25 protein-coding genes are annotated in these 22486 nt (G+C 62.4%); 13 read left to right on the forward strand and 12 right to left on the reverse strand.

What is annotated here, in order from left to right; translation table 11 throughout:
• The first annotated feature begins 7 nt into the window (after positions 1-7).
• Positions 8-910, forward strand: a complete 903-nt coding sequence (locus AC2FNL_RS06555; RefSeq protein ID WP_496832882.1) for an EamA family transporter — start codon at positions 8-10, stop codon at positions 908-910.
• A 59-nt stretch (positions 911-969) separates the two neighbouring features.
• Here the strand turns inward: AC2FNL_RS06555 and AC2FNL_RS06560 are convergent, their stop codons facing one another.
• From AC2FNL_RS06560 to AC2FNL_RS06570, 3 genes are all read right to left on the reverse strand, one after another.
• Positions 970-2388, reverse strand: a complete 1419-nt coding sequence (locus AC2FNL_RS06560; protein ID WP_496832944.1) for a DEAD/DEAH box helicase — start codon at positions 2386-2388, stop codon at positions 970-972.
• Positions 2389-2573: 185 nt separating this feature from the next.
• On the reverse strand, positions 2574-3515 hold the full coding sequence (locus AC2FNL_RS06565) for a glycosyltransferase family 2 protein (RefSeq protein WP_496832883.1): 942 nt from the start codon (positions 3513-3515) through the stop codon (positions 2574-2576).
• 43 nt (positions 3516-3558) lie between these two features.
• Entirely contained in the window at positions 3559-5166 is a 1608-nt protein-coding gene (locus AC2FNL_RS06570; protein ID WP_496832884.1) for a peptide chain release factor 3, read from the reverse strand.
• 109 nt (positions 5167-5275) lie between these two features.
• Here AC2FNL_RS06570 and AC2FNL_RS06575 point away from each other — a divergent pair, with 109 nt between their 5' ends.
• The 7 genes from AC2FNL_RS06575 (at position 5276) to AC2FNL_RS06605 (ending at position 11548) form a co-directional block, all read left to right on the forward strand.
• Entirely contained in the window at positions 5276-5638 is a 363-nt protein-coding gene (locus AC2FNL_RS06575) for a SnoaL-like domain-containing protein (RefSeq protein WP_496832885.1), read from the forward strand.
• A gap of 75 nt (positions 5639-5713) precedes the next feature.
• Positions 5714-6493 (forward strand): SDR family oxidoreductase, encoded by a 780-nt coding sequence (locus AC2FNL_RS06580; RefSeq protein WP_496832886.1) that lies wholly within the window; start codon positions 5714-5716, stop codon positions 6491-6493.
• Positions 6494-6495: 2 nt separating this feature from the next.
• Complete coding sequence (locus AC2FNL_RS06585; protein WP_496832945.1) at positions 6496-7608, forward strand: YhaZ family DNA alkylation repair protein; 1113 nt, start codon at positions 6496-6498, stop codon at positions 7606-7608.
• Between the two features lie 86 nt (positions 7609-7694).
• Positions 7695-8780, forward strand: a complete 1086-nt coding sequence (locus tag AC2FNL_RS06590) for an ABC transporter ATP-binding protein (RefSeq protein WP_170338320.1) — start codon at positions 7695-7697, stop codon at positions 8778-8780.
• Positions 8781-8903: 123 nt separating this feature from the next.
• A complete protein-coding gene (surE, locus tag AC2FNL_RS06595) occupies positions 8904-9686 on the forward strand; it encodes a 5'/3'-nucleotidase SurE (RefSeq protein ID WP_170338322.1) in 783 nt (260 codons plus the stop codon).
• Positions 9683-10333: a protein-L-isoaspartate(D-aspartate) O-methyltransferase gene (locus AC2FNL_RS06600; RefSeq protein WP_170338827.1), complete on the forward strand. Its 651-nt coding sequence runs from the start codon at positions 9683-9685 to the stop codon at positions 10331-10333. The genes surE and AC2FNL_RS06600 overlap by 4 nt, the downstream gene beginning before the upstream one ends.
• Before the next feature lie 63 nt (positions 10334-10396).
• Complete coding sequence (locus AC2FNL_RS06605; protein WP_170338325.1) at positions 10397-11548, forward strand: M23 family metallopeptidase; 1152 nt, start codon at positions 10397-10399, stop codon at positions 11546-11548.
• Between the two features lie 43 nt (positions 11549-11591).
• On the opposite strand, the gene AC2FNL_RS06610 is transcribed toward AC2FNL_RS06605, so the two are convergent.
• Both AC2FNL_RS06610 and AC2FNL_RS06615 read right to left on the reverse strand, forming a co-directional pair.
• Entirely contained in the window at positions 11592-12263 is a 672-nt protein-coding gene (locus tag AC2FNL_RS06610; protein WP_496832887.1) for a helix-turn-helix transcriptional regulator, read from the reverse strand.
• Positions 12264-12284: 21 nt separating this feature from the next.
• Positions 12285-12590, reverse strand: coding sequence for a hypothetical protein (locus AC2FNL_RS06615; RefSeq protein ID WP_093962262.1), 306 nt, complete (start codon positions 12588-12590; stop codon positions 12285-12287).
• A 219-nt stretch (positions 12591-12809) separates the two neighbouring features.
• On the opposite strand from AC2FNL_RS06615, the gene AC2FNL_RS06620 reads away from it, so the two are divergent.
• From AC2FNL_RS06620 to AC2FNL_RS06635, 4 genes are all read left to right on the forward strand, one after another.
• Positions 12810-13025, forward strand: a complete 216-nt coding sequence (locus tag AC2FNL_RS06620; protein ID WP_170338331.1) for a twin-arginine translocase TatA/TatE family subunit — start codon at positions 12810-12812, stop codon at positions 13023-13025.
• A 6-nt stretch (positions 13026-13031) separates the two neighbouring features.
• A complete protein-coding gene (gene tatB, locus AC2FNL_RS06625) occupies positions 13032-13490 on the forward strand; it encodes a Sec-independent protein translocase protein TatB (RefSeq protein ID WP_170338333.1) in 459 nt (152 codons plus the stop codon).
• Positions 13487-14368, forward strand: a complete 882-nt coding sequence (gene tatC / locus AC2FNL_RS06630; RefSeq protein ID WP_496832888.1) for a twin-arginine translocase subunit TatC — start codon at positions 13487-13489, stop codon at positions 14366-14368. The genes tatB and tatC overlap by 4 nt, the downstream gene beginning before the upstream one ends.
• 115 nt (positions 14369-14483) lie before the next feature.
• Entirely contained in the window at positions 14484-15326 is an 843-nt protein-coding gene (locus AC2FNL_RS06635) for an ATP-binding protein (RefSeq protein WP_496832889.1), read from the forward strand.
• A 56-nt stretch (positions 15327-15382) separates the two neighbouring features.
• Here the strand turns inward: AC2FNL_RS06635 and AC2FNL_RS06640 are convergent, their stop codons facing one another.
• From AC2FNL_RS06640 to AC2FNL_RS06670, 7 genes are all read right to left on the reverse strand, one after another.
• Positions 15383-16030, reverse strand: coding sequence for an SDR family NAD(P)-dependent oxidoreductase (locus AC2FNL_RS06640; protein WP_093962258.1), 648 nt, complete (start codon positions 16028-16030; stop codon positions 15383-15385).
• Positions 16031-16072: 42 nt separating this feature from the next.
• Positions 16073-16321: a hypothetical protein gene (locus AC2FNL_RS06645; protein ID WP_093962257.1), complete on the reverse strand. Its 249-nt coding sequence runs from the start codon at positions 16319-16321 to the stop codon at positions 16073-16075.
• Positions 16322-16505: 184 nt separating this feature from the next.
• Positions 16506-17966, reverse strand: coding sequence for an amidophosphoribosyltransferase (gene purF / locus AC2FNL_RS06650; RefSeq protein WP_093962976.1), 1461 nt, complete (start codon positions 17964-17966; stop codon positions 16506-16508).
• Between the two features lie 497 nt (positions 17967-18463).
• On the reverse strand, positions 18464-19033 hold the full coding sequence (locus tag AC2FNL_RS06655; protein WP_496832890.1) for a CvpA family protein: 570 nt from the start codon (positions 19031-19033) through the stop codon (positions 18464-18466).
• A gap of 40 nt (positions 19034-19073) precedes the next feature.
• Positions 19074-20438, reverse strand: a complete 1365-nt coding sequence (gene radA / locus AC2FNL_RS06660) for a DNA repair protein RadA (protein WP_496832891.1) — start codon at positions 20436-20438, stop codon at positions 19074-19076.
• 133 nt (positions 20439-20571) lie between these two features.
• Positions 20572-21354 carry a DNA repair protein gene (locus AC2FNL_RS06665; protein WP_496832892.1) on the reverse strand — a complete coding sequence of 261 codons (783 nt, stop codon included), beginning with the start codon at positions 21352-21354 and terminating at the stop codon, positions 20572-20574.
• Positions 21355-21503: 149 nt separating this feature from the next.
• Positions 21504-21956 carry a paraquat-inducible protein A gene (locus AC2FNL_RS06670; RefSeq protein WP_170338849.1) on the reverse strand — a complete coding sequence of 151 codons (453 nt, stop codon included), beginning with the start codon at positions 21954-21956 and terminating at the stop codon, positions 21504-21506.
• 106 nt (positions 21957-22062) lie between these two features.
• On the opposite strand from AC2FNL_RS06670, the gene AC2FNL_RS06675 reads away from it, so the two are divergent.
• Positions 22063-22485, forward strand: a complete 423-nt coding sequence (locus tag AC2FNL_RS06675) for an acyl-CoA thioesterase (protein WP_170338348.1) — start codon at positions 22063-22065, stop codon at positions 22483-22485.
• Position 22486 lies beyond the last annotated feature (1 nt).

The following is a 22486-nucleotide window of genomic DNA, read 5'->3' on the forward strand; positions in this document are numbered from 1 at the left end:
GGAAGCCATGAGTTTGTGGATTCCCGTAACCTTGGCCGCCGCCACCTTTCAGACGGTGCGCTTCATGCTGCAGAAATCGCTGAGCAGCGTGAAGCTGTCGGCGACCGGCGCGACCTTTGCGCGCTTTGCCTATTCGATGCCTCTGGTTCTGCTGGGTCTGGTGGTGGCGATGCGTCTCAGCGGTCTGCCGCTGCCTGCGCTGCCGCCTCTGTACTGGCTCTATGCCGCCATCGGTGGGGTGTCCCAGATCCTCGCCACGATCTGCGTCGTGGCGCTGTTCAAACAGCGCAACTTTGCCGTTGGCATCACGTTCAAGAAAACCGAGGTGATCCAAACCGCAATCGTCGGTTTCGTCGTGCTGGGCGACCGGGTTTCGGCCGGTGCCTTCGGGGCCATCCTGCTGGGGCTTCTGGCGGTTCTGCTGTTGTCGAAAACGCCGGGCGGCAGTGGGGCGTGGTGGCGTCACCTGACCAACCGCGCGTCGCAACTGGGGTTGGGATCGGGCGTCTTGTTTGCCTTTTCCGCGGTCAGTTATCGCGGCGCATCGCTGCAACTGGGCGATGGCGAGGCCTGGTTTCGGGCGCTGGTGACGCTGGCAGTTGTAGTCTCGATCCAGTTCCTGTCGATGGCGCTGTGGCTGGTTTGGCGCGACCGGGCCGAGCTGCGCGCGGTATGGGACACGCGGCGCACCGGCATCTTCGTCGGGCTGACCAGCCTGGGCGGGTCGTTCTGCTGGTTCTGGGCCTTCAGCCTGCAGAACGCGGCCTACGTCAAGGCGCTGGGGCAGGTGGAGCTGATTTTCAGCCTCATGGCCTCGGTCCTGGTCTTCCGCGAGACGGTGACGCGGCGCGAGGTTATGGGGATGGTCCTGCTGGGTCTCTCGATCCTGATCCTGGTCGCCGCGATCTGAGATGCAAAAAGGCGCGCGGAGGTCCGTGCGCCTTCTGATCTTTTTGCCATGCAGGCGGGTCAGCCCGCGCGGCGTTCGTCAAAGCTGAGAGCGATAAAGCTGGGCAGGTGATCGCCCATGCCGACGACGGCTGGTCCGCCATCGTCGCGGCGTCCACGGCTTTTGCCGCGTTGGCCCTTTTCTCGTGCCGGCTTGTCCTTGGGGGCTGTTTCCCTGGGCGTAGCGTCCTTGGCGGGCTTGTCCTTGGCCTCGGATTTGCCCTCGCCCTTGCGGGTCGACGCGCGCGATCTCTTCTCGGGCTTCTTGTCCTCGTCCCCGGCCGGTTCGGCCTGAACCGGGTTGTCCAGACGTGGGATTTCCTTTTGGATCAGCTTCTGGATCGCGTCCAGCGCCTTTTCATCGCGGGCCGTGCACAGAGTGATGGCCTTGCCTTCGCGCCCGGCTCGGCCGGTACGGCCGATGCGGTGCACGTAATCCTCGGGGTGGCTGGGCACATCGAAGTTGAACACATGGCTGACCGACGGAACGTCCAGTCCCCGCGCGGCGACATCGGACGCCACCAGGAAACGCAGCGTTCCTTCGCGGAAGCCCTCAAGGGTCCTGGTGCGCACGGACTGGTCCAGATCGCCGTGGATCGCGGCCGCGTCATAGCCGTATTTCTTCAGCGATTTCGCGGTGATATCCACGTCGGTCTTGCGGTTGCAGAAGACGATGGCGTTGGTGCATTTGTCACCTTCGGCATCGATCAGTGCGCGCAGGACCTTGCGCTTGGTGCTGCCCTCACGGTCACGGCGGCCGCCTTTGACCATTACGACACCCTGTTCGATGGTCTCGGACGCGGTGGCCTGACGGGCCACTTCGATCCGGGCCGGGGCCGACAGGAACGTGTCGGTGATCCGCTCGATTTCGGGCGCCATGGTGGCCGAGAAAAACAGCGTCTGCCGGGTAAAGGGCGTCAGCGAGAAGATGCGTTCGATATCGGGAATGAACCCCATGTCCAGCATCCGGTCAGCCTCGTCCACGACCATGATCTGCACGCCGGTCAGCAACAGCTTGCCACGTTCGAAATGGTCCAGTAGCCGGCCAGGCGTGGCGATCAGCACGTCCACGCCGCGGTCGATCAGGGCATCCTGTTCCTTGAAGCTGACGCCGCCGATCAGCAGCGCCTTGGTCAGCTTTAGATGCTTGGTATAGGTGTCGAAGTTTTCGGCCACCTGCGCCGCCAGTTCCCGCGTCGGGCACAGCACCAGCGAACGCGGCATCCGCGCCCGCGCACGACCGCGCGCCAACAGGGTGATCATGGGCAAGACGAAACTGGCCGTCTTGCCGGTTCCGGTCTGGGCGATGCCCAGAACGTCACGTCCCTCCAAGGCTGGCGGGATGGCGCCTTCCTGGATCGGGGTCGGGGTTTCGTAGCCGGCTTCCTCAATAGCTTTGAGGACCTTGGGGTTCAGATTCAGATCGGTGAATTTCGTCATGTATGTCCGGTTCATGCGGACACTGACCTGGCCCGCGCGTATGAAAAATGCCGGGCCCGGATGGCCATGCGCACCATGCGCGTTTCGGCTTGGATGCGGACATAACAAAAAGGTGTGGCAGGGTCAAATGAAGACAGTTTCATCTGTACCGCTACATCGCGTCACTGGCGATTTCGTGCAACAATTCAGAAGCTTCCGGGAAAGTGTTTCTGCAGCTTTTCCTCAAGATCAAGCGGTCGGTGCTTGATCAGACCCCGTTCCTGCAGGCGCGCGCGGACCTGCGGGTCGGTGGCGCTGAGTTCGTCAAAGAACTTGCGCAGACCTTTCTCGCCTACTTCGGCCTCGATCCAACTGAGCAGTTCGTTCATGTTCAGCCCACCCCGATCGCGATGTACGTTCGGAGCCATGCCGGGCTGGTACGAGCCGCGCTCCAGCCGAAACCGATAGTGTGACCACCAATGCTCCCAATTCGGGGCATGGCGGTGGCACAGGTCGATCTGCGGCATTTCGGTCCTGCAGGGCAAGATGACCTTGTTCTGAAACAGGTTGTGGATGCGATAATTGAGGTTCTCCATCCCCGTACGCACGAACAGCTTGCCCTGTACGTGGCTCAGAAAGCCGCCCAGAACGAAGGCGCCGTAGTTTGGATAGATCGTCTCGACAAGCGCTTCTCGTTCGGGGCCCTGGGGGATGAACGCCTTGTAGAGATCGTCGCCGCAGGCCAGGGCCTCGATCGGACGAATCCGAACTGCGTGTACCGTTTCGGGCACTTCGCCCAGCAAGTCCGCGATAGGGGCCGTGGGCCACAGGAACTCGTCCACATCTATATGCGCCAGCCAATCGAGATCGGTGTGGCGATAGGTATAGGTCGCATGAACGGTCTGGCGGACCTGGTGGCGCTCGGGCTTGTCCCGTTTGCGCGCCGCCCAGAACGCATCGTCGCAGATGCGGACGGTCACCTTGGGGTGGCGGCGCAGGGGGCGAAAAGCCCGCCGGTTGGGCTCATCAAGGTAGAGGTAGAGGTGATCCGCGCCCAGATCCAGGTGGTAGGCCGCAAAACTCAGAATGTCGCGGGCCGATCCACGCACCGTCGAGACGATGCCCCAGCTCGGCCCCGCTGCGGTCATGCGATGACGGCCTCTGATGCTTTGACGGGGGGCAGGGTCAGCATCACGTCATCATTTCCTTGGTCGCGGTAAGCGTCAGTTTGGGATAGTCGCGCACCACGCGGTCGATGTCCCATTGCAGGCGGGTCAGATAGACGATGTCGCCGTCGTGATCGTGGGCAATGTGCTGCTTGTTCGCATTGACGAACTTCTCGACCTCGGCCTTGTCGCCCGAAACCCAGCGCGCACTGGTGAATTGCGAGGCCTCGAACCGCACAGGCAGGCCGTATTCCAACTCGATCCGGCTGGCCAGCACTTCGAACTGCAGCGCACCCACCACGCCGACGATAAAACCCGAGCCGATTGAGGGTTTGAACACTTTGGCGGCACCTTCCTCGGCAAACTGCATCAGCGCCTTTTCCAGATGCTTGGCCTTCATCGGGTCGCCCGCGCGCACGCCCTGCAGCAGTTCGGGCGCGAAGGACGGGATGCCGGTCACGCGGATCGCCTCTCCCTCGGTCAGGGTGTCGCCGATGCGCAGCTGCCCGTGGTTGGGGATGCCGATGATATCGCCGGCCCAGGCCTCGTCGGCCAGTTCCCGGTCGGACGCAAGGAACAGCACCGGGTTCGTGATCGCCATGGGCTTCTTGCTGCGCACATGGGTCAGCTTCATGCCGCGCTTGAAGTGGCCGCTGGCCATGCGGACAAAGGCCACCCGGTCGCGGTGCTTGGGGTCCATGTTGGCCTGCACCTTGAAGACAAAGCCCGCCACCTTTTTCTCGTCTGGCGAAATCTGGCGCGGTTCGGCCGATTGCACCTGCGGTTGCGGGCCATATTGGCCGATCCCCTCCATCAGTTCCTTGACGCCGAAGGAGTTGATGGCCGAGCCGAACCAGATCGGGGTCATATGGCCTTCAAGCACTGCCTGCGGGTCCAGCACGGGCAGCAGTTCGCGCGCCATCTCGACCTCTTCCAGCAGCTTGTCCAGCAGATGCGCGGGCACATGCTCGGCCAACTTGGGGTCGTCCAGCCCGTTGATCTCGATGCTTTCGGCCACCTTGTTGCGGTCGGCGCGGTCCATCAGTTCCAGCCGGTCGCGCAGCATGTCGTAGCAGCCGATGAAATCGCGCCCCACGCCGATGGGCCAGCTGGCCGGGGTCACGTCGATCGCCAGCATTTCCTGGATCTCGTCGATGATCTCGAACGTATCGCGACTCTCACGGTCCATCTTGTTACAGAAGGTCAGGATTGGCAGGTCGCGCAGGCGGCAGACCTCGAACAGCTTCTGCGTCTGGCTTTCAACGCCCTTGGCCCCGTCGATCACCATGACCGCGGCGTCAACGGCCGTCAGCGTGCGATAGGTGTCTTCTGAAAAGTCCGAGTGGCCGGGCGTGTCCACCAGGTTGAACCGGTAGGGGCCATAGTCAAACGACATGGCCGAGGCCGAGACCGAAATGCCCCGGTCCTTTTCCATCTGCATAAAGTCCGACCGCGTACGCCGTGCCTCGCCCTTGGCCCGAACCTGTCCGGCCATCTGGATAGCACCCCCATACAGAAGGAACTTTTCGGTCAGGGTCGTCTTGCCCGCATCCGGGTGCGAGATGATGGCAAACGTGCGGCGCCGTGCGATCTCGGGCGGCAGGGTGGGCTGGTTCGAGGCAGTATCAAGCATGAAGGCGCGTATAGGCGGGGAATCCTGCCGAGGCAAGACAAAGGGGGTGGTTCGAATCGGGTGGATATGTCAATAAGAACATATAGTGAACAAATAATGGAGTGGATCAATGAATTTGAAAGAAATCGCCCAGGAACTGGTGGCGGGTTGCCGCGAAAACCGCGCCAAGGAGAATCTGGACAAGTTGTATGCAGCCGATGCCGTTTCCGTCGAAGCGATGGACATGCAGGGCATGGGCCGCGAGACCCACGGCATCGAGGGCATCCGCGGCAAACATGATTGGTGGGAAAGCTCACACGAGGTCTCGGGCGCGTCAGTCAGCGACCCGTTCCTGCATGGTGAGAACAGCTTTGCCGTGATTTTTGAAGTGCAGGGCAAGGTGAAGGAAAGCGGTGAAGCTTTCGACATGCGCGAGGTCGGAGTCTATCACGTGGTCAACGGCAAGATCGTGCGGGAAGAGTTCTTCTACTGATTTGCCGACGCCAATCTGGTCTTCCCTGTCTGGCCGGTGCTAGACATGCGGGTAGCAACTGACAGGGGGGATCACATGGATCTGGGACTACAAGGAAAACGCGCGCTGGTCTGTGCCAGCAGCAAGGGCTTGGGGCTGGGCTGCGCCGAGGCGCTGGCCGCCGAGGGCGTTGATCTGGTGATGAACGCACGTGGGCCTGACGCGCTGGCGGCGCAGGCCGACCGGTTGCGCGCCGATTACGGCGTCGAGGTGCAGACAGTCGCCTGCGACGTGACCACGCCCGAAGGCCAGGCGCAGGTGATCGAGGCCGCGCAGGGCGTTGATATCCTTGTGACAAACGCCGGTGGCCCGCCGCCGGGCCTGTGGTCCGACTGGGATCGCGAGGATTTCATCAAGGCGCTGGATGCCAACATGCTGACGCCGATCGCCTTCATGAAGGCGCTGTTGCCGTCAATGATGGACAAGGGTTGGGGCCGGGTGGTGAACATCACCTCGCAATCGGTGCGGGCGCCCATCGCGGTACTGGGCCTGTCAAACGCGGCGCGCACCGGGCTGACCGGCTATGTGGCCGGAACCGCGCGGCAGGTTGCGCCCTACGGCGTGACCATCAACAACCTGTTGCCCGGCATTCATGCCACCGACCGGGCGGACTCGCTGGATGCCGGGGTTTCGGCGCAGAAGGGCATCTCGCTGGACGAGGCACGGGCCGAGCGCGCGGCCACGATCCCGGCGCGGCGCTATGGCACGCGGCAGGAATTCGGCGCGACCTGCGCGTTTCTGTGCTCGCAACATGCCGGGTTCATCGTAGGGCAGAACATCCTGCTGGATGGTGGCGCAACCAACCTGACGATGTGACTGTGGCGCAGGGGTTTTCGCTGAAGGATCAGCTGTTCAACGCGGAAAAGACCCGTTACCTGGCCGGCCTGTTCACGCAGGCCGACGCCGGATTTGACGGAGAGGCGTTCGAGGCGCGGGTCATGTCGCGCCTGCCGGAGCTGGAGCTGATGCAGCGGATCGCGTGGATTGCCGATTGTTTGCAGACGGCCTTACCCGGCGCGCTGCCCGACGTGGCACCGGTGATCCTGCGCGCCTTGCCGCCGCCTCTGGACCCGTCCCTGAGCGATGATGATTTTGGTGACTTCATCTTTGCTCCGCTGGGTGACTGGGTGGCGCAGGTCGGCGCGGACCACCCCGACCTGGCGCTGGATGTCCTTGCAGAGATCACTCAGCGATTTTCAATGGAATGGGCGATCCGGCCCTTTCTGAACAGCCATCCCGATCTGGTGCTGGACCGGATGCAGGACTGGTGCGGGCATTCCAGCTATCACGTCCGGCGGCTGGTCTCCGAAGGCACGCGCCCGCGGCTGCCCTGGGGGAAGGCGGTCGGGCTGGACCTGTCGGACCCGCTGCCGCTGCTGGATCGGTTGCACTCGGACCCGACGCGCTATGTCACGCGGTCGGTGGCGAACCATCTCAACGACATCACCAAGAAAGACCCTGACCTGGCGCTGAACCGGCTGCAGGCGTGGCATGCCTCGGGCGCGCAAGACACTGACGAGATGCGGTGGATCACCGCACATGCGCTGCGCGGGCTGGTCAAGTCCGGCCATGGCGGGGCAATGGCGCTGCTGGGCTATGATCCCGACGCACCGCTGGAGGTGGATGTTGCGGTGAATGGCGACGCCCGCATCGGCGGGGTTCTGGAGTTCACCGTCTCGGTTTCAGGCCCCGATGATCAACCGGTCTTGATAGACTATATCGTGCACTTTCAGAGGCCTGGAGGGAAAATCTCACCCAAGGTTCACAAGCTCAAGCAGGCCAATCTGTCAGATGGCTGCCTGCGGCTGAGCAAGCGGCACAAGCTCAAGGGCGACGCTACGACGTTTCGGTTGGTGCCGGGGCCGCATCGGCTTGAGATTCAGGTCAACGGCAAGGTCCGCGCGGGTGTGCCGTTCGAGCTGCTGGCCTAGCGCCTCTCTTGCGCCCGATGGGCGGGGTTGTTATCCCGGCGCAAGCCCGATGAAATTGATCGGGAAAAGGCAATTGGGGTCCGTCGGTGGCAATCAACACAGCTCCTCCGCGATTGGAAATCCGCAATCTGGTCTGCCGGTTCGGCGGGCGCACGGTGGTGGATGATGTCTCGCTGACCGTTCAGGCGGGCCAGGTGACCTGTCTGCTGGGCCCGTCGGGCTGCGGCAAATCCACTACGTTGCGGATGATTGCCGGCGTCGAAATGCAGGACTCGGGCGAAATCTACGTCGATGGCAAGCTGGTCTGTGATACGGTGTTCCGAGTCCCGCCGGAACGTCGCGAGATCGGACTGATGTTCCAGGATTTCGCTTTGTTTCCGCACCTCAGCGTGGCTGACAACGTAGCTTTTGGACTGAAGGGGGCCAAGGAGCAAAAGCGGGAACGTGTCGAAGAGTTGCTGAGAAAGGTCGACCTGATCCGCCATATCGACGGGTTTCCGCACCAGCTGTCAGGGGGTGAGCAGCAGCGGGTCGCGCTGGCCCGCGCGCTGGCTCCGCGTCCGCGGATTATGCTGATGGACGAGCCGTTCTCGGGCCTCGACAATCGTCTGCGCGACGGCATCCGCGACGAGACCCTGGCCATCCTCAAGGAAGAGGACGCCGCCGTGCTGCTGGTCACGCACGAGCCCGAAGAGGCGATGCGTATGGCTGACGAGATCGCACTGATGCGCCGCGGCAAGATCGTCCAGCAGGGTGCGCCCTACAATGTCTACACCCGACCCGTGGACAAGGCTGCCGTGGCATTTTTTAGTGATGTCAATGTGTTGCAGTCCCAGGTGAATGGAGCATTGGCGCAAACGCCATTTGGTCAATTCCTGGCGCCGGGTGTCCCCGATGGCACTGACGTCGAAATCGTTTTCCGCCCTCAGCATGTGCGGCTGGACTTTGATCGCAATGGCAAGGGACCGCTGCCGACGGCGACCGATGGCGTTGCGGCCCGCGGCGTGGTCGAGCGCGCTCGCTTTCTGGGCAACGAAAGCCTGATCGAGTTTCGGATGGACTATGACGGCTCGATCCTCAAGGCGACCGTCCCGAACGTGTTCGTGCCCAATCCGGGCCGGGTGATGTGGTTGACCATCCGGCGGGATCGCTGCTTCGTTTTTCCGGCCTAGACGCTGCAGCAGGTCGATTTCCCGGCGAGTGGTGCGCGAATGCCGCAGAATGCGCCGGGGCATCGCTTGCCGCATCCTTTGGGGCCGTCTATCAAGGGCGAAACGCGGGGGCACAGGCAGGCAATGCGCATACTTCTGACAAATGACGACGGGATCAACGCCCCGGGCCTGATCGCGCTCGAGGCGATTGCTGCGGATGTGGCCGGCCCGGATGGTGAGGTCTGGATCGTGGCTCCGGCTTTCGAACAGTCGGGGGTCGGGCATTGTATCAGCTATACCCATCCCATGATGGTCGCCAAACTGGGCGAGCGTCGTTTCGCGGCCGAAGGGTCGCCGGCCGACTGCGTTCTGGCCGGGCTGCATGACGTGATGAAGGTCGCGCGGCCTGATCTGGTTCTTTCTGGTGTGAACCGGGGCAACAATTCGGCCGAGAACACTTTGTATTCGGGCACGATCGGCGGGGCGATGGAGGCGGCGCTTCAGGGCATTCCGGCGATCGCCTTGTCGCAGTATTTTGGTCCGCGCAATCTTGGGCTGGACGACCCGTTCGAGGCCGCCACGCGGTTCGGTGCGGATCTGGTACGACGCATTCTTGAGGCCGATCCGCCCGCACAGGAAGACTACCGCCTGTTTTACAACGTAAATTTCCCTCCGGTGCCTGCCGATGAAGTTCTTGGCACACGCGTCGTGCGTCAGGGATTCCGACGAGACACGCATTTTGGGGTGGAACCGCACAGCTCGCCCTCGGGTCGCCGTTTCCTGTGGATCAAGGGGGGCTATCAGCACAACCCGACGGCTCCGGGAACGGATGCGGCGGCGAACCTGGACGGCTATATTTCGGTCACGCCGATGCGGGCCGACCTGACCGCCGATGATGCGCTGGAGGCATTGAAGACGATCGAATGACCGGACTGGACCCCGAAACAAAGATGCAGTTCCTGTTCGCCCTGCGGTCTCGCGGGGTCACGGATGCGCGTGTTCTGGACGCGATGGAGCAGATCGACCGCGGCAAGTTCGTGCGCGGCCTGTTCGCCGAGCGTGCCTACGAGGACACGCCGCTGCCGATTGCATGCGGCCAGACGATCAGCCAGCCCTCTGTCGTGGGTCTGATGACCCAAGCCCTGCAGGTCACGCCGCGCGACAAGGTGCTCGAGGTGGGGACGGGTTCGGGGTATCAGGCTGCAGTGCTGTCTAAGCTGGCGCGGCGGGTCTACACCGTTGAACGCCACAAGCGTCTGGTACGCGAAACCGGTGAGCTGTTTCGCGAGTTGGGTCTGACGAATATCACGGCGATGCTGTCGGATGGATCTTTCGGGTTGCCCGAACAGGCTCCTTTTGACCGCATCATCGTCACAGCCGCTGCCGAGGACCCGCCGGGCCCGCTCTTGGCGCAGCTCAAAATCGGCGGTATCATGGTTTTGCCCGTTGGGCAGTCGGATGCGGTTCAGACCCTGATACGGGTCACCAGAACCGAGACCGGGCTGGAGTATGACGAACTGTTGCCTGTTCGGTTCGTGCCCTTGCTGGAAGGGCTTGGAAAGGATGAGGCGTAACGTAGGTTTAGGATTTGGGCGCCAGAACCCCGGCAAACAGGGGCAGGTGTTGAGGACAGTGATATGAGAGCAGTTTCCAAGTCAGTCTTGGGTCGTGGAACAACGGCGATGGTTGCCGCGCTGGTGCTTGCCGGATGCGAAGGCCCGCTGGATTACGACCTGCGCGGTCAGGTCGGCGGTTTTTCGACCACTCCGGCCGCACAATCAGCCACCACGAACCGGCCAGCGCCGGACAGCCGTGGCGTGATCACCTATCCGACATATCAGGTTGCCGTCGCGCAACGGGGTGACAACGTCGCCGCCGTGGCTGCGCGGGTCGGTCTGCCCGAGGCAGAGCTGGCCCGGTTCAACGGTCTCAAGCCCACCGACCAGCTGCGCGAGGGCGAAGTGCTGGCCTTGCCACGGTCCGTCGGCGCCGGAGCGGGGAATGTCGATATCGCCTCGATCGCCACGACCGCGATTGATCAGGCGCCGGACACGGGCGGCGTGCGGGTCACGAACCTTGAGCCGGCCAAACCGGCGCCCGTCACCTCGACGGACGAGCCGATCCGGCACAAGGTCAAGCGGGGTGAGACGGCTTATACCATTTCGCGCCTGTATCAGGTTCCGGTCGATGCGCTGGCTGAATGGAACGGTTTGGGTTCGGACTTCGCCGTGCGCGAAGGACAGTTTCTGCTGATCCCCGTCAAAAATCAGGCTGCACCGCGCCAAGCTGCCGCCGCAGCGCCCACGGCGACCACCGAACCGGGGCAGGGATCGCCCACCCCGACGCCGCCCAGTGCAACGCAGCCGCTGCCGGACGAAAAAGTTGCGCCGTTGACGCCCGCTCCGGACGTGACGGCCGAGGCCCCGACGAATTCCAGCTCGTCAGCCTTGGCTCTGCCGGTAACCGGCAAGATCATTCGCCCGTATGCCAAGGGCAAGAACGAAGGGATCGACATCGCCGGATCGCCCGGTGCATCGGTCAAGGCGGCCGAAGCCGGTACCGTGGCGGCCATTACGGCGGATGCGGATCAGATCCCGATCATCGTCGTCAAGCACACCAACGATTTGCTGACGGTCTACGCGAATGTCGAGAACATCTCGGTCAAGAAAGGCGACCGGGTCAGCCGCGGCCAAAGCATTGCCAAGCTGCGCGGTGGTGAGAACGCCTATGTGCATTTCGAAGTGCGCAAAGGGTTCGAATCCGTCGACCCCGAAACCTATCTGCGCTGAGGCTCAGAGTGCGGTTCCAAGTAGCCTTGGGTGAAAAACGGGATCAGGCGGTCGGGTCGTAGTCGGCCAGCCGCTTTCCGGGCTCGTCGGCAAAGATCTCGGGCAGGGGCGTGACGCTTTCGATCAGGTCGATGCGGAACACGCGGAAGGCGTCGCGCAGCTCGCACCAAGCGGTCAGGGTCCAGACCCGTCCCCAGTATTCCATGTGCAGGGGGCGGATCGTGCGTTCGGTCAGGGTTCCATCGATGCGCCGGTAGGTCAGCCGCAGTTTCTGGCGCGATTTGATGGCCGCCCGGATCGGCGCCATATGCGCCAGCCCGCGAGCGGCATCGGCAAATGGATAGACGGCGAATTTCCACTCATCGGCCTCGGCCACCACCTGGGTGGGCAGCACCGCGTCGATCTTGGCGGCCAGCGAGTCGGCGGCGGCCTTCAGGTCGGGGTCGGCGGCCTCGGCCACGATCGCCATCCCGAGGTTCAGGGCCTCAAGCTCGCCCGGGGTGAGGTTCAGCGGGGGCAGGGTGATCTGCTCGCGCACCATGTAACCCACGCCGCGTTCGCCCTCGACCGGGACGCCCGACGCCACCAGCGTATCCATGTCGCGATAGATGGTGCGGACCGAAACCTCGAGCCGGTCCGCGATGTCCTGCGCGCGGTGCAGTTTGCCGTCGCGCAGGATCTGGATGATGTCGAACAGGCGGTCAGTGCGGCGCATGTCACGCCGTCCGGACCGCGATCAGGCGGTCATGTTCCATAGCACTTTCTCGTGGCGCATCTGGATGCTGGCGGGGTCGATGGCCGCCATCAGACCGGCGGCAAAGTCCTGCTGCGGGAACTGCGCGGCGGCGTCCTGCGCGGCCGTCATGTCGGTCCAGATGACATAATCGGTCCAGCGGCCATCCTCGCCCTGGCTCAGCTGTCGGTGGGCAAAGCCGGGTGCCGCCCGCACGAAGGCCTCGGTCGTCTGGCTGAGCCTGACGAACTCCTCCGGCGTGGTGCCATCAGCGAGGGTGAAGGTGACGATTTCAGCAACATGGGTCATGTGAGTCTCCGTTGACCAGGTTTCGATGCCCTGTTCCTAGCCGCTCACAACTGACATAAACCTGTCAGTTGTAAATTGCCAGCCCGCAAAAAACCACCTGAGCGCGCGGATTTGAACGCGGATTTGACTTGCGTCACTTTTTTCGACGGCCCGGTGGGCGTAGACAGGCTTCCAGATCACATTCCCGGCGCAACGCGCCGACGTAGAAGGAGAAGAGACATGCTCAACAATATCGGCCTTCCCGGCCTGCTGCTGATCGCCGTCGTGGTGCTGGTGCTGTTTGGCCGCGGCAAGATCAGCTCGTTGATGGGTGAAGTGGGCAAGGGCATCACCGCATTCAAGAAAGGCGTCAAGGAAGGCGGCGAGGAGATCGAACAGGACGCGTCCGAGCTGGCCAAGGATGTCACGCCCGAGTCCGACAAAGACAAGGTCTAATCGCCCATGTTTGATCTGGGCTGGACCGAGCTTCTGGTCATCGGCATCGTTGCCCTGATCGTCGTGGGGCCCAAGGACCTGCCGGTTCTGTTCCGCAATGTCGGACGGTTCGTCGGCAAGGCCCGCGGTATGGCGCGCGAGTTCTCAAGCGCCATGAACGAAGCGGCCGACCAGGCGGGTGTGAACGACATCAAGAAAGGTCTGGACGCGGCCACCAACCCGGTGGGCAGTGCGATGGACGGCGTCAAGCAGGCGGCCCAGGACATGGCCAAGAGCATGGACCCGACCAAGTTCGACCCCGACAGCGAAACCGGCAAACTGGCCGCTGAGCGGGCCGAGCAGGCCAAGAAGATCCAGGCCTCAACCGCCCGTGCCGCCGCCGAGCGCAAAGCGAAAGAAGCCGCCGAGGCCTTGGCCAAGGCCGAAGAGGCCGAAGCCGCGCTGAAAACCGAAGGCAAGACATGAGCAAGACCGACGAGATCGAAGATACCTCGGCCCCCCTGATCGAGCATCTGACCGAGCTGCGCACGCGGTTGATCCACAGCGTCGTGGCCTTTTTGATCGGTATGATCATCTGTTTCACGGTTGCCACGCCAATCTTCAACTTTCTGACCCAACCCCTGTGCGATGTTCTGTCCGAGCGCGGGCAGGACTGCGACCTGATCTTCATTTCGCCGCAGGAAGGCTTCTTCGTGGCGATCAAGGTCTCGCTCTTGGGTGGGTTCATTCTGGCCTTTCCGTATATCGGTATGCAGATGTGGCGGTTCGTGGCGCCGGGGCTCTACCGGTCCGAGAAGAACGCCTTCCTGCCGTTCCTCGTGGCCTCGCCCTTCATGTTCCTGCTGGGCGCGAGCTTTGCCTTTTACGTGGTCACGCCGCTGGCCTATGACTTCTTCCTTGGGTTCCAGCAATTCGGGGCCGAGGGCGAGGCCTTGGCGGATGGTGCCACTGCGCCGCTGAGCGTGGTGTTCCAGGGATCGGCGCAGGAATATCTGAACCTGACGATCAAGTTCATCGTGGCCTTTGGCCTGTGTTTCCAGCTGCCGGTTCTGTTGACCCTGATGGGCAAGGCCGGGCTGGTCAGCGCCGAAGGTTTGGGCGCGGTGCGCAAATATGCCGTGGTGGGCATTCTGGTTCTGGCCGCCATCGTGACCCCGCCGGACGTGATAACCCAGATCATCCTGTTCGTTGTGGTCTATGGCCTGTACGAGATTTCGATCTTCCTGGTGGCCCGGGTCGAGAGAAAGCGTGAAGAACAGCTGCGCGAGGAGGGCTATTACGACGATGAAGAAGCCGCCGATGATGCGATGATGAACGAGTTTGACGCAGAAGACGGCAAATAAACCCGACAAGTAAACGGGGAAGGGCGTGCCTTGACGGGTGCGCCCTTTCTTCATGCGGGTCTTGTTGGCGGCCCGTGAACATGGTTGAAATCGACCGCAAGACTTCGGAGGACCCATGGACGACCAAGCCCTGAACCGCATCGCCGATGCGTTGGAACGCATGGCCCCGGCGCCGCTGGCCGCGCCTGATTTCTCAGCGGCGCCGGCCTTTGTCTGGCATGTCGCGCCCGACCGGCTGGAGCCGGTGCATCATGTCAACCGCGTCGATCTGGATCTGCTGGTGGGCATCAACCGGTCGCGCGATACGCTGCTGGACAACACGCGCCGCTTCGCGGCCGGGTACAAGGCCAACAACGCGCTTTTGTGGGGCGCCCGCGGCATGGGCAAGTCCAGCCTCGTCAAGGCGGTGCACGGCACCCTTCAGCCCGAGTTTCCCGACCTGAAGCTGGTCGAGCTTCAGCGTGAGGACATGGGCTCGGTCGCGCGGTTGCTGAACCACCTGCGCGCCGCACCTTACCGGTTCATCCTGTTCTGCGACGACCTGTCGTTCAGCCATGACGACCAGCACTACAAGTCGCTCAAGGCCGTGTTGGACGGCGGGATCGAGGGCCGGCCCGAAAACGTGGTGTTCTATGCCACGTCGAACCGCCGCCACTTGATGCCGCGCGACATGATCGAGAACGAACGCTCGAGCGCGATCAACCCGTCCGAGGCGGTCGAGGAAAAGGTTTCGCTGTCCGACCGGTTCGGCCTGTGGCTGGGGTTCCACCCCTGCGATCAGGACGAATACCTTGCGATGATCGACCGGTATTGCACAGCCTATGGCGTCAGCGTCGATGCCGACGTGCTGCGGGCCGAGGCGATCGAATGGCAGGCCACGCGCGGCGCGCGTTCGGGCCGGGTGGCCTGGCAGTTCTTTGTCGATCTGGCGGGCCGGCAGGGCGTCCATATCGAATGAAAACGGCGCCCGTATTGGGCGCCGCTGCATCTGCCAAAGGATCTGGCCGAAAGGCTTCAGCCCAGCATGGACAGCAGGCGCGCGGCCTCGTCTGAGGGGCTGGCCAGCTTCGACCGGTCCTCGCCCGGAAAGAAACGCGCGCGCAGGGCTGTGGCCATGGGCTCGGGCTGCAACACATAAACCTTCGGCCCGGTGCGCACGGTTTCGGCGGCCCAGCTGCGCGCCATGGCGATCTGCGCGGCCTTGGTTGCACCATAGGTGGCGCAGAACTTCTCGCCCGCGCGGGGGTCGTCAAAGAACACGGCCTGTCCAGCCTCACCCAGCAAGGGCGCGACATAGGGGATCAGCACCGAAGTTGCCGAGGCGTTTACGTCCACGGATTTCTGCCAATCCTTGGGGTCGATGAAATTCGCGGGCGTCAGCGGTGCGGTGTGGATAGCCGTATGCAGCCACAGGTCCAGCTTGCCCCAGCGGTCATGGATGCCCCGGCACAGCGTGGCCATGGCATTGGGGTCGGCGATGTCCATCGGCGCCAGGGTGGCCGCGCCCCCTTTGGCCTTGATGCGGTCATCCAGGTCTTCCAGCCCGCCGGTGGTGCGGGCAACGGCGACGATGTGATACTCGGGCGCCAGGGCCTCGGCCAGGGCGGCACCCAGGCCGCGCGACGCGCCGGTGACAAGTGCGATTTTGGTCTGATCGGTCATGCGCGGGGTTTGAACCCAAGTGCGCAGCCCGTCAAGCCCGGATCAACTTCCGGGGATGGCGATGCGCTGGGTCCGGCCGCTTTGTCGCAGCATGATGCCGTCTTTGTCGATGGCTACGATCGTGCCCGAACCAAAGCGGCTGCCTGTCTTGACCTCTTTCACCCGTCCAGACGATGAGCGCATCAGGGCGCGCATGTCGTTCTGCGGGCCAAAGACGCCCAGGACGGTCGTACCATTCTTGCTGAGCGCGCCCTTTTGGGTGGCCGCGCTGTCGACTCTGGGATTTGCCATGTAAACTGGCCGGCCCGGTGGCCCGGCCTCCGTGTGATTGCGTGAGTGAGCAGCCGGTTGGCTAGCAGAGCCAAAAGGGAAGGAAAAGCCGGTGCAACAGGTTTCGGCCATGTTTCGCCACGCTGATCCGCACCATGAAAAAAGGGGCCCTGCGGCCCCTTGGAGAAGTCTCTGAATTCCGGCCTTATTCGGCCGCCGGTTGCATCTTGAACCCTTGTTCAACCATGTCCGCCGGAGTGACGGGATACTCGCCCGAGAAGCATGCATCGCAGTATTGCGGGCAGTCCTTGCTGCGGCCCTGCGATTCGCCGACCGCCCGGTACAGCCCGTCCAGCGAGATGAACTTGAGGCTGTCGACCGCCAGATGCTTGGTCATTTCTTCCTCGGTCATGGTGGCGGCCAGCAGCTTTTCGCGCTGTGGCGTGTCCACGCCGTAGAAACAAGGCCAGGCCGTGGGCGGCGAGGCGATGCGGAAATGCACCTCTTTCGCTCCGGCATCCAAGATCATTTCCTTGATCTTGCGGCTGGTCGTACCGCGCACCACCGAGTCGTCAACCAGAATCACCCGCTTGCCCTCGATCAGGGCGCGGTTCACGTTGAGCTTGAGCCGCACGCCCATGTTGCGGATCTGTTCGGTGGGTTCGATGAAGGTGCGGCCCATGTATTGATTGCGGATGATCCCCATCGCATAGGGGATGCCCGACTCCAGCGAGTACCCAATGGCCGCGGGCGTGCCGCTGTCGGGCACGGGGCAGACCAGATCTGCCTCGACGGGGCTTTCCTTGGCCAGCTCGCGTCCGATGGCTTCGCGTGTCTCATAGACCGAGCGTCCACCCAGAATCGAGTCTGGGCGCGAGAAGTAGACATGCTCGAAGATACAGAATTTGCTGGGTTGCCGGCGGAACGGGAAGTGGCTTTCAACGCCGTTCTGAGCATTGATCACAACCATTTCGCCGGGCTCGATCTCGCGCAGGAATTCAGCACCGATGATGTCCAGGGCACATGTTTCCGAAGCAAGACACCAGCCATCGCCGATTTTGCCCAATACCAGCGGGCGCACGCCCAGCGGATCGCGTACGCCGATAAGCTTGGTGCGGGTCATGGCGACCACCGAGAAGGCGCCCTCGACCCGGCGCAGCGCGTCTTCCATCCGTTCGGGGATGTTGCGCTGCAACGAGCGGGCCATCAGGTGGATGATGCATTCGCTGTCGGACGAACTTTGGAAGATCGAGCCGCGCTCGATCAGCTCGCGCCGCAGGGCATTGGCGTTCGTGATGTTGCCATTGTGCGCAATCGCGGCCCCGCCCATCGAAAACTCGCCAAAAAACGGCTGGACGTCACGGATGGCGGTTTGGCCCTTGGACCCGGCCGTGGAATAGCGCACATGGCCGATCCCGATCGGTCCGGGCAGGCTTTCCATCACGTCGGACGAGGTGAAATTGTCGCGCACATAGCCAAATCGACGGGCCGAGTTGAAACCGAGTTCGGGATCATGGGTGACGATCCCGCCCGCTTCCTGCCCGCGGTGCTGCAGGGCATGCAGACCAAGAGCAACGAAATTGGCGGCATCCTTGACGCCGACGACCCCGAAAATCCCGCATTCCTCGCGGAGCTTGTCATCATCGAACGGGTGGGCGGGGGGCATCTGCGGGCTATGCAAGACAGGCAGCTCCGATTCCATGGCGAGTTGGCCCTCACATAATGCCTAATGCCCCCCATGTCACCAAAGGATCATAATTCGTTTTGCCGCAGGCCGGGTTTCTGGTTTGATGGGGCCGCGAACATGAGTGTTTCCCGTGTTTTGAACGCGCTGCGTGGAATGATGCCGGCAGCATTTGATCGAGGGCAAAACAAGTATGTGGCAGGGACGACCGAGCCAGAAAAAGGACGAGCACGTCAAACGCCGGTGCCATCGATGCCGCGGAATGGGACGTGCACCTTGCCAGATATGCAACGGCAAGGGCGAAGTCCTGAAGGGCCGAGACCACTTGGGCAAGCCGCAGTTCAGCCGGTGTGACGGATGCTTTGGCCTGAAAACCAACCGCTGTTCGGTTTGTGGGGGCGAGGGGTTCGTCTGACCCTCTGACAAAAGAAAAGCCCGGCTGGCAGCCGGGCTGGTTCGTTTTGCTTGGCTGGTAGCTGTTACTGGCCCTGCGAATCCGCGGTGCAGGATGCAACAAGCTCTTCGTACTGGGTGGTCACCCAACCCAGGGCGGCTTCGGGGTTCTGCTCTTCGATCCTGTCGCTGAACTGCTCAAACACCTTGGCCGAGCGGCTTTCGTCGACGATCGTGAAGGACTGGCCGGTCATCACGGTGTCGTAGACAAAGAAGGCGATGGCAACCAGCAGAATGCCGCGGGCAATGCCGAAGAAGAAACCCAGCGCCTGATCCAGCCCACCCAGTGCCGAGCGCTGTACCAAGGACGAGAACAACGGAGTGAAGATGCTGACCACGATGAGCGCAATGGCGAACACTGCGGCAAAGCCCGTAATCACTGACAATTCGCAGCTGTCACGCAAGAAGTCTCCGACCACAGGGATTTCCTTGACCAGCGGCACGGCTTGCGGAGCAAAGATGAAGGCCAGAACTGCGGCGGCGACCCAACCTGCAATGGCCATGACCTCGCGCATGAAGCCGCGCGAATAGGCCAGAATCCCCGACAGCACGATGATCAGGGCAACGAGCCCGTCAATTATTGTAAAACCTTCCATGGCCCTCGCCTGTTCTTTTTCTGCCCCTCGAGGCGCGACTTTAACCTGCTCCGAAGGTTTCGCCAACAAACCCAACCAAATCAGAGGGTCGGGTGAGTGTCAGACCTGCCACAGTACCGGTTTTGCCGCCTGCCGGAGCAATTGCTGCTGTGAAACCAAGTTTTTGCGCTTCTTTCAACCTGTTTTCGGTCTGCGGCGCTGGTCTAAGTGCCCCGGATAGCGAGATTTCTCCGAAAACCACGGTGTCGGCGGGCAGGGCGGTGTCCTCGCGCGCGCTCAGCAGAGCGGCGGCCACGGCAAGGTCGGCTGCGGGTTCGCTGATCTTCAGGCCTCCGGCCACGTTCAGATAGACGTCAAGCCCTGCAAAGGGGATGCCGCAGCGCGCTTCGAGCACGGCGAGGATCATCGCCAGCCGCCCGCTGTCCCAGCCGACGACCGTGCGGCGGGGCTGTGAATGGGGCGAGGGGGCGACCAGCGCCTGCAGTTCGACCAGCACGGGCCGCGTGCCCTCGATGCCTGCGAAAACGGCCGAGCCGGGGCTGGGTTTGCCGCGTTCCGAAAGGAACAGGGCCGAGGGGTTGGTGACCTGCGCCAGACCTTTACCGGTCATCTCGAACACGCCGATCTCGTCGGCGGGGCCAAAGCGGTTCTTGACCGCGCGCAGGATGCGGAACTGGTGGCCGCGCTCGCCCTCGAAATAGAGGACGGTATCGACCATGTGTTCGACCACGCGGGGGCCGGCGATCTGGCCTTCCTTGGTGACGTGGCCGACCATGATGATGGACACGCCGTGGCGCTTGGCAAAGCTGGTCAGTTCGTGCGCGGCGGCGCGGACCTGACTGACTGATCCCGGTGCGCTGTCGACATTGTCCGCCCACATGGTCTGGATCGAGTCGATGATGGCAAGACCGGGTTTCTCGGCCTCGAGCGTGGTGAGAATGTTGCGCAGGTTGGTCTCGGCCGCCAGTTGCACCGGCGCGTCTTCAAGCCCCAGACGACGCGCGCGCATGCGGACCTGGGCGCTGGCTTCCTCGCCCGAGACATAGATGGTTTTCAGCCCCGACCGGGCAAAGCGCGCGGCGGCCTGCAACAGCAGGGTGGATTTGCCGATGCCCGGATCGCCGCCCACCAGCAGGGCCGAGGCCGGGACCAGCCCGCCGCCCAAGACACGGTCCAGTTCCTCGACACCGCAGACTGTGCGGGGCGGCGGGGCCTCTTCTGTAGACAGGTCGGTCAGGGTAACGGCCTGGCCGCGTTTGCCGCCCAGCGATTTCTTGGCCGGGCCTGCCGACAATGGGGCCTCTTGAACTATGGTGTTCCACTCGCCACAGCCGTCGCAGCGGCCGGACCAGCGGGAATGCGAGGCGCCACAGGCCGAGCAGTTGAAAGTCGTCGTCTTTGCCATAGCGCAATTCGTGCCCGAGCTTGCGCGGTTCTTCAAGCCCTTCCGGTGTTCAATCCGGACTGACGGGCCGCGGCGTCAGGCCCGGGCGGGCCATCCTTCGCGGCAGATGCTGCCGCATCTGGTGAGTGAGTGGCTATTCGGCGGCGCGGGGAGGGGGCATGGCGATGACGCTCGACGCGGTCGGGTCGCTGTCGTCCGGAGGTGTCTGCAACTGGGCTGACAGCTCGGGCAAAAGCTCGAACAATTCCTCGCGCAGGCGGGCCAATTGCGCCTTGGCGATGGACTCCTCGATCTCGATGTCGCGGGTCCACTGGCGCAATTCATGCTGTATGGTCTGGGCGTCTTCGATCCGTTGCTGGAACAGTTCGACCTCTTCCTGCCGCTGTTGCAGGAACGCCCGCGCTCGGGCAACTTTGGCCGCGCCGTAGGTTTCGGCCAGTTCGTGGCTGACCTGGCTCATCTGCGCGGCCAGTTCAAGGATCTCGGGCTCCAGCGATTGCAAGTCGGGGTGATCGCGCAGGAAGGCCATGCGCTCCTTGACCGCGTCAAACTCCGAGGCCAGCGCGAACACGCCGCTGCGGTCGGCCGCATGGGCGATCTGGTAGGCATCGACCACGTCCTGCATTTGCAGCGAGAACTTCCGATGTGCGTTTTCCAACGCCATCATGCGCGCGCTGGAGGGCAGGTAGAAGGCGAGCATCAGAACCAGAGCGGTCAGACCGATCTGGATGTAAATGCCTGCGTTCGGGATGTCCTGCCCGCCCAATCCAGCCTGCATCGTCAGCCAAGGCCAGACATTCACGGCGGCAAGCATGGTGGCGGATACGGCAAAAAGGGCAGCGGCACAGATCAGGAAAAAAGTCAGTCGCAGGAATACGTTCTGGAAATGAATTGAAATCGAATGGAGGGCGGCCATGGCAGTCCTACTCCTTTTGAAACCGGCAAAACCGGGCCCGGGCGGAGTATCCATCAAACGTGCAAGACGGTCCGCGTCGGACCCTGAAACAAAAATGACTTGGCTGCTCGAATACTGGCCATCATAGCCAGAAATGCGTTTTCAATCAATCAGGTCCGGAGGTTTCGTGAACCAAGTTTCACTTCGGTAACGTATCCCAGCGCGATCGAGGCAAGGATGCAGCCGGTGAACAGGTACAGGCCCCACGCTGTTTCGATCGTTGCGTATGAGATGCCCTTTGCCAAAGTGATGTAGAGCGCGATGAGGAAGATATCGGCCATGGCCAGCTTGCCCATGATGTTAAGCGCGGGTTGGACACGCGGGTCCAGCAGGTCCCATTGGACCAGCGCGGTTCCGATGGTTTTGATGTACGGCGCAAACAGGGCAAAGACGGTGACGACCAGCGCGAGGAAGATGTCGGATTTCCACAAGGACTGGAGCCCGGTGATGACGCTGATCTCGCTGAGGCCGAAGATCGGCAGCAGGCCCGCGCGCATCAACGGGGCGAACCACGCGATGGGGTAGAGGATCAGCAGCGAGAGGGTGGCGAGGCGGAGGGTCATTATGCTTAAATCGTAGGGTTTATGGACGACGCTTTCTTCGACTGAATGATGTGATAACGTGTACAAGTGAAGTCATGTAAAGTCATTCGGCAAGGAGATAATTTCTATGCCCGCCTATTTGGCGTTCAAGTCGGTGGTTGATCCTTCCGATTGCGATTTCCTTGGGCACATGAATGTATCCAGGTATTTTGCAGCATGTTCAGATTCCGTTTTCGCCATGCAGGCCGAAATGGGCTTGACGGCAGACGATATGCGGAGCGGTAGGCGGCTTTCCTTCGCAGTGGTGAATATCAACAGCGACTTCCGGCAGGAACTTGGTTCAGGCGAAGCGATCCAAATGGAGAGCGAAATTCTGGAAATTGGAAAGAAATCCATGACTTTCCGCCACACGCTTAGAAAAGTAGCGGACGGTGAAACGGCTTTCATCGCTGTGTTTAAATGTGTTTTGCTGAACTTGGAAACACGCCGGGCTGAGGTGTTGCCCGGTGATGTTTCAGAAAAAGCGAAACTGTGGATGGATGTAGAATAGA

Source organism: Ruegeria sp. CRTD044, from assembly GCF_059613485.1.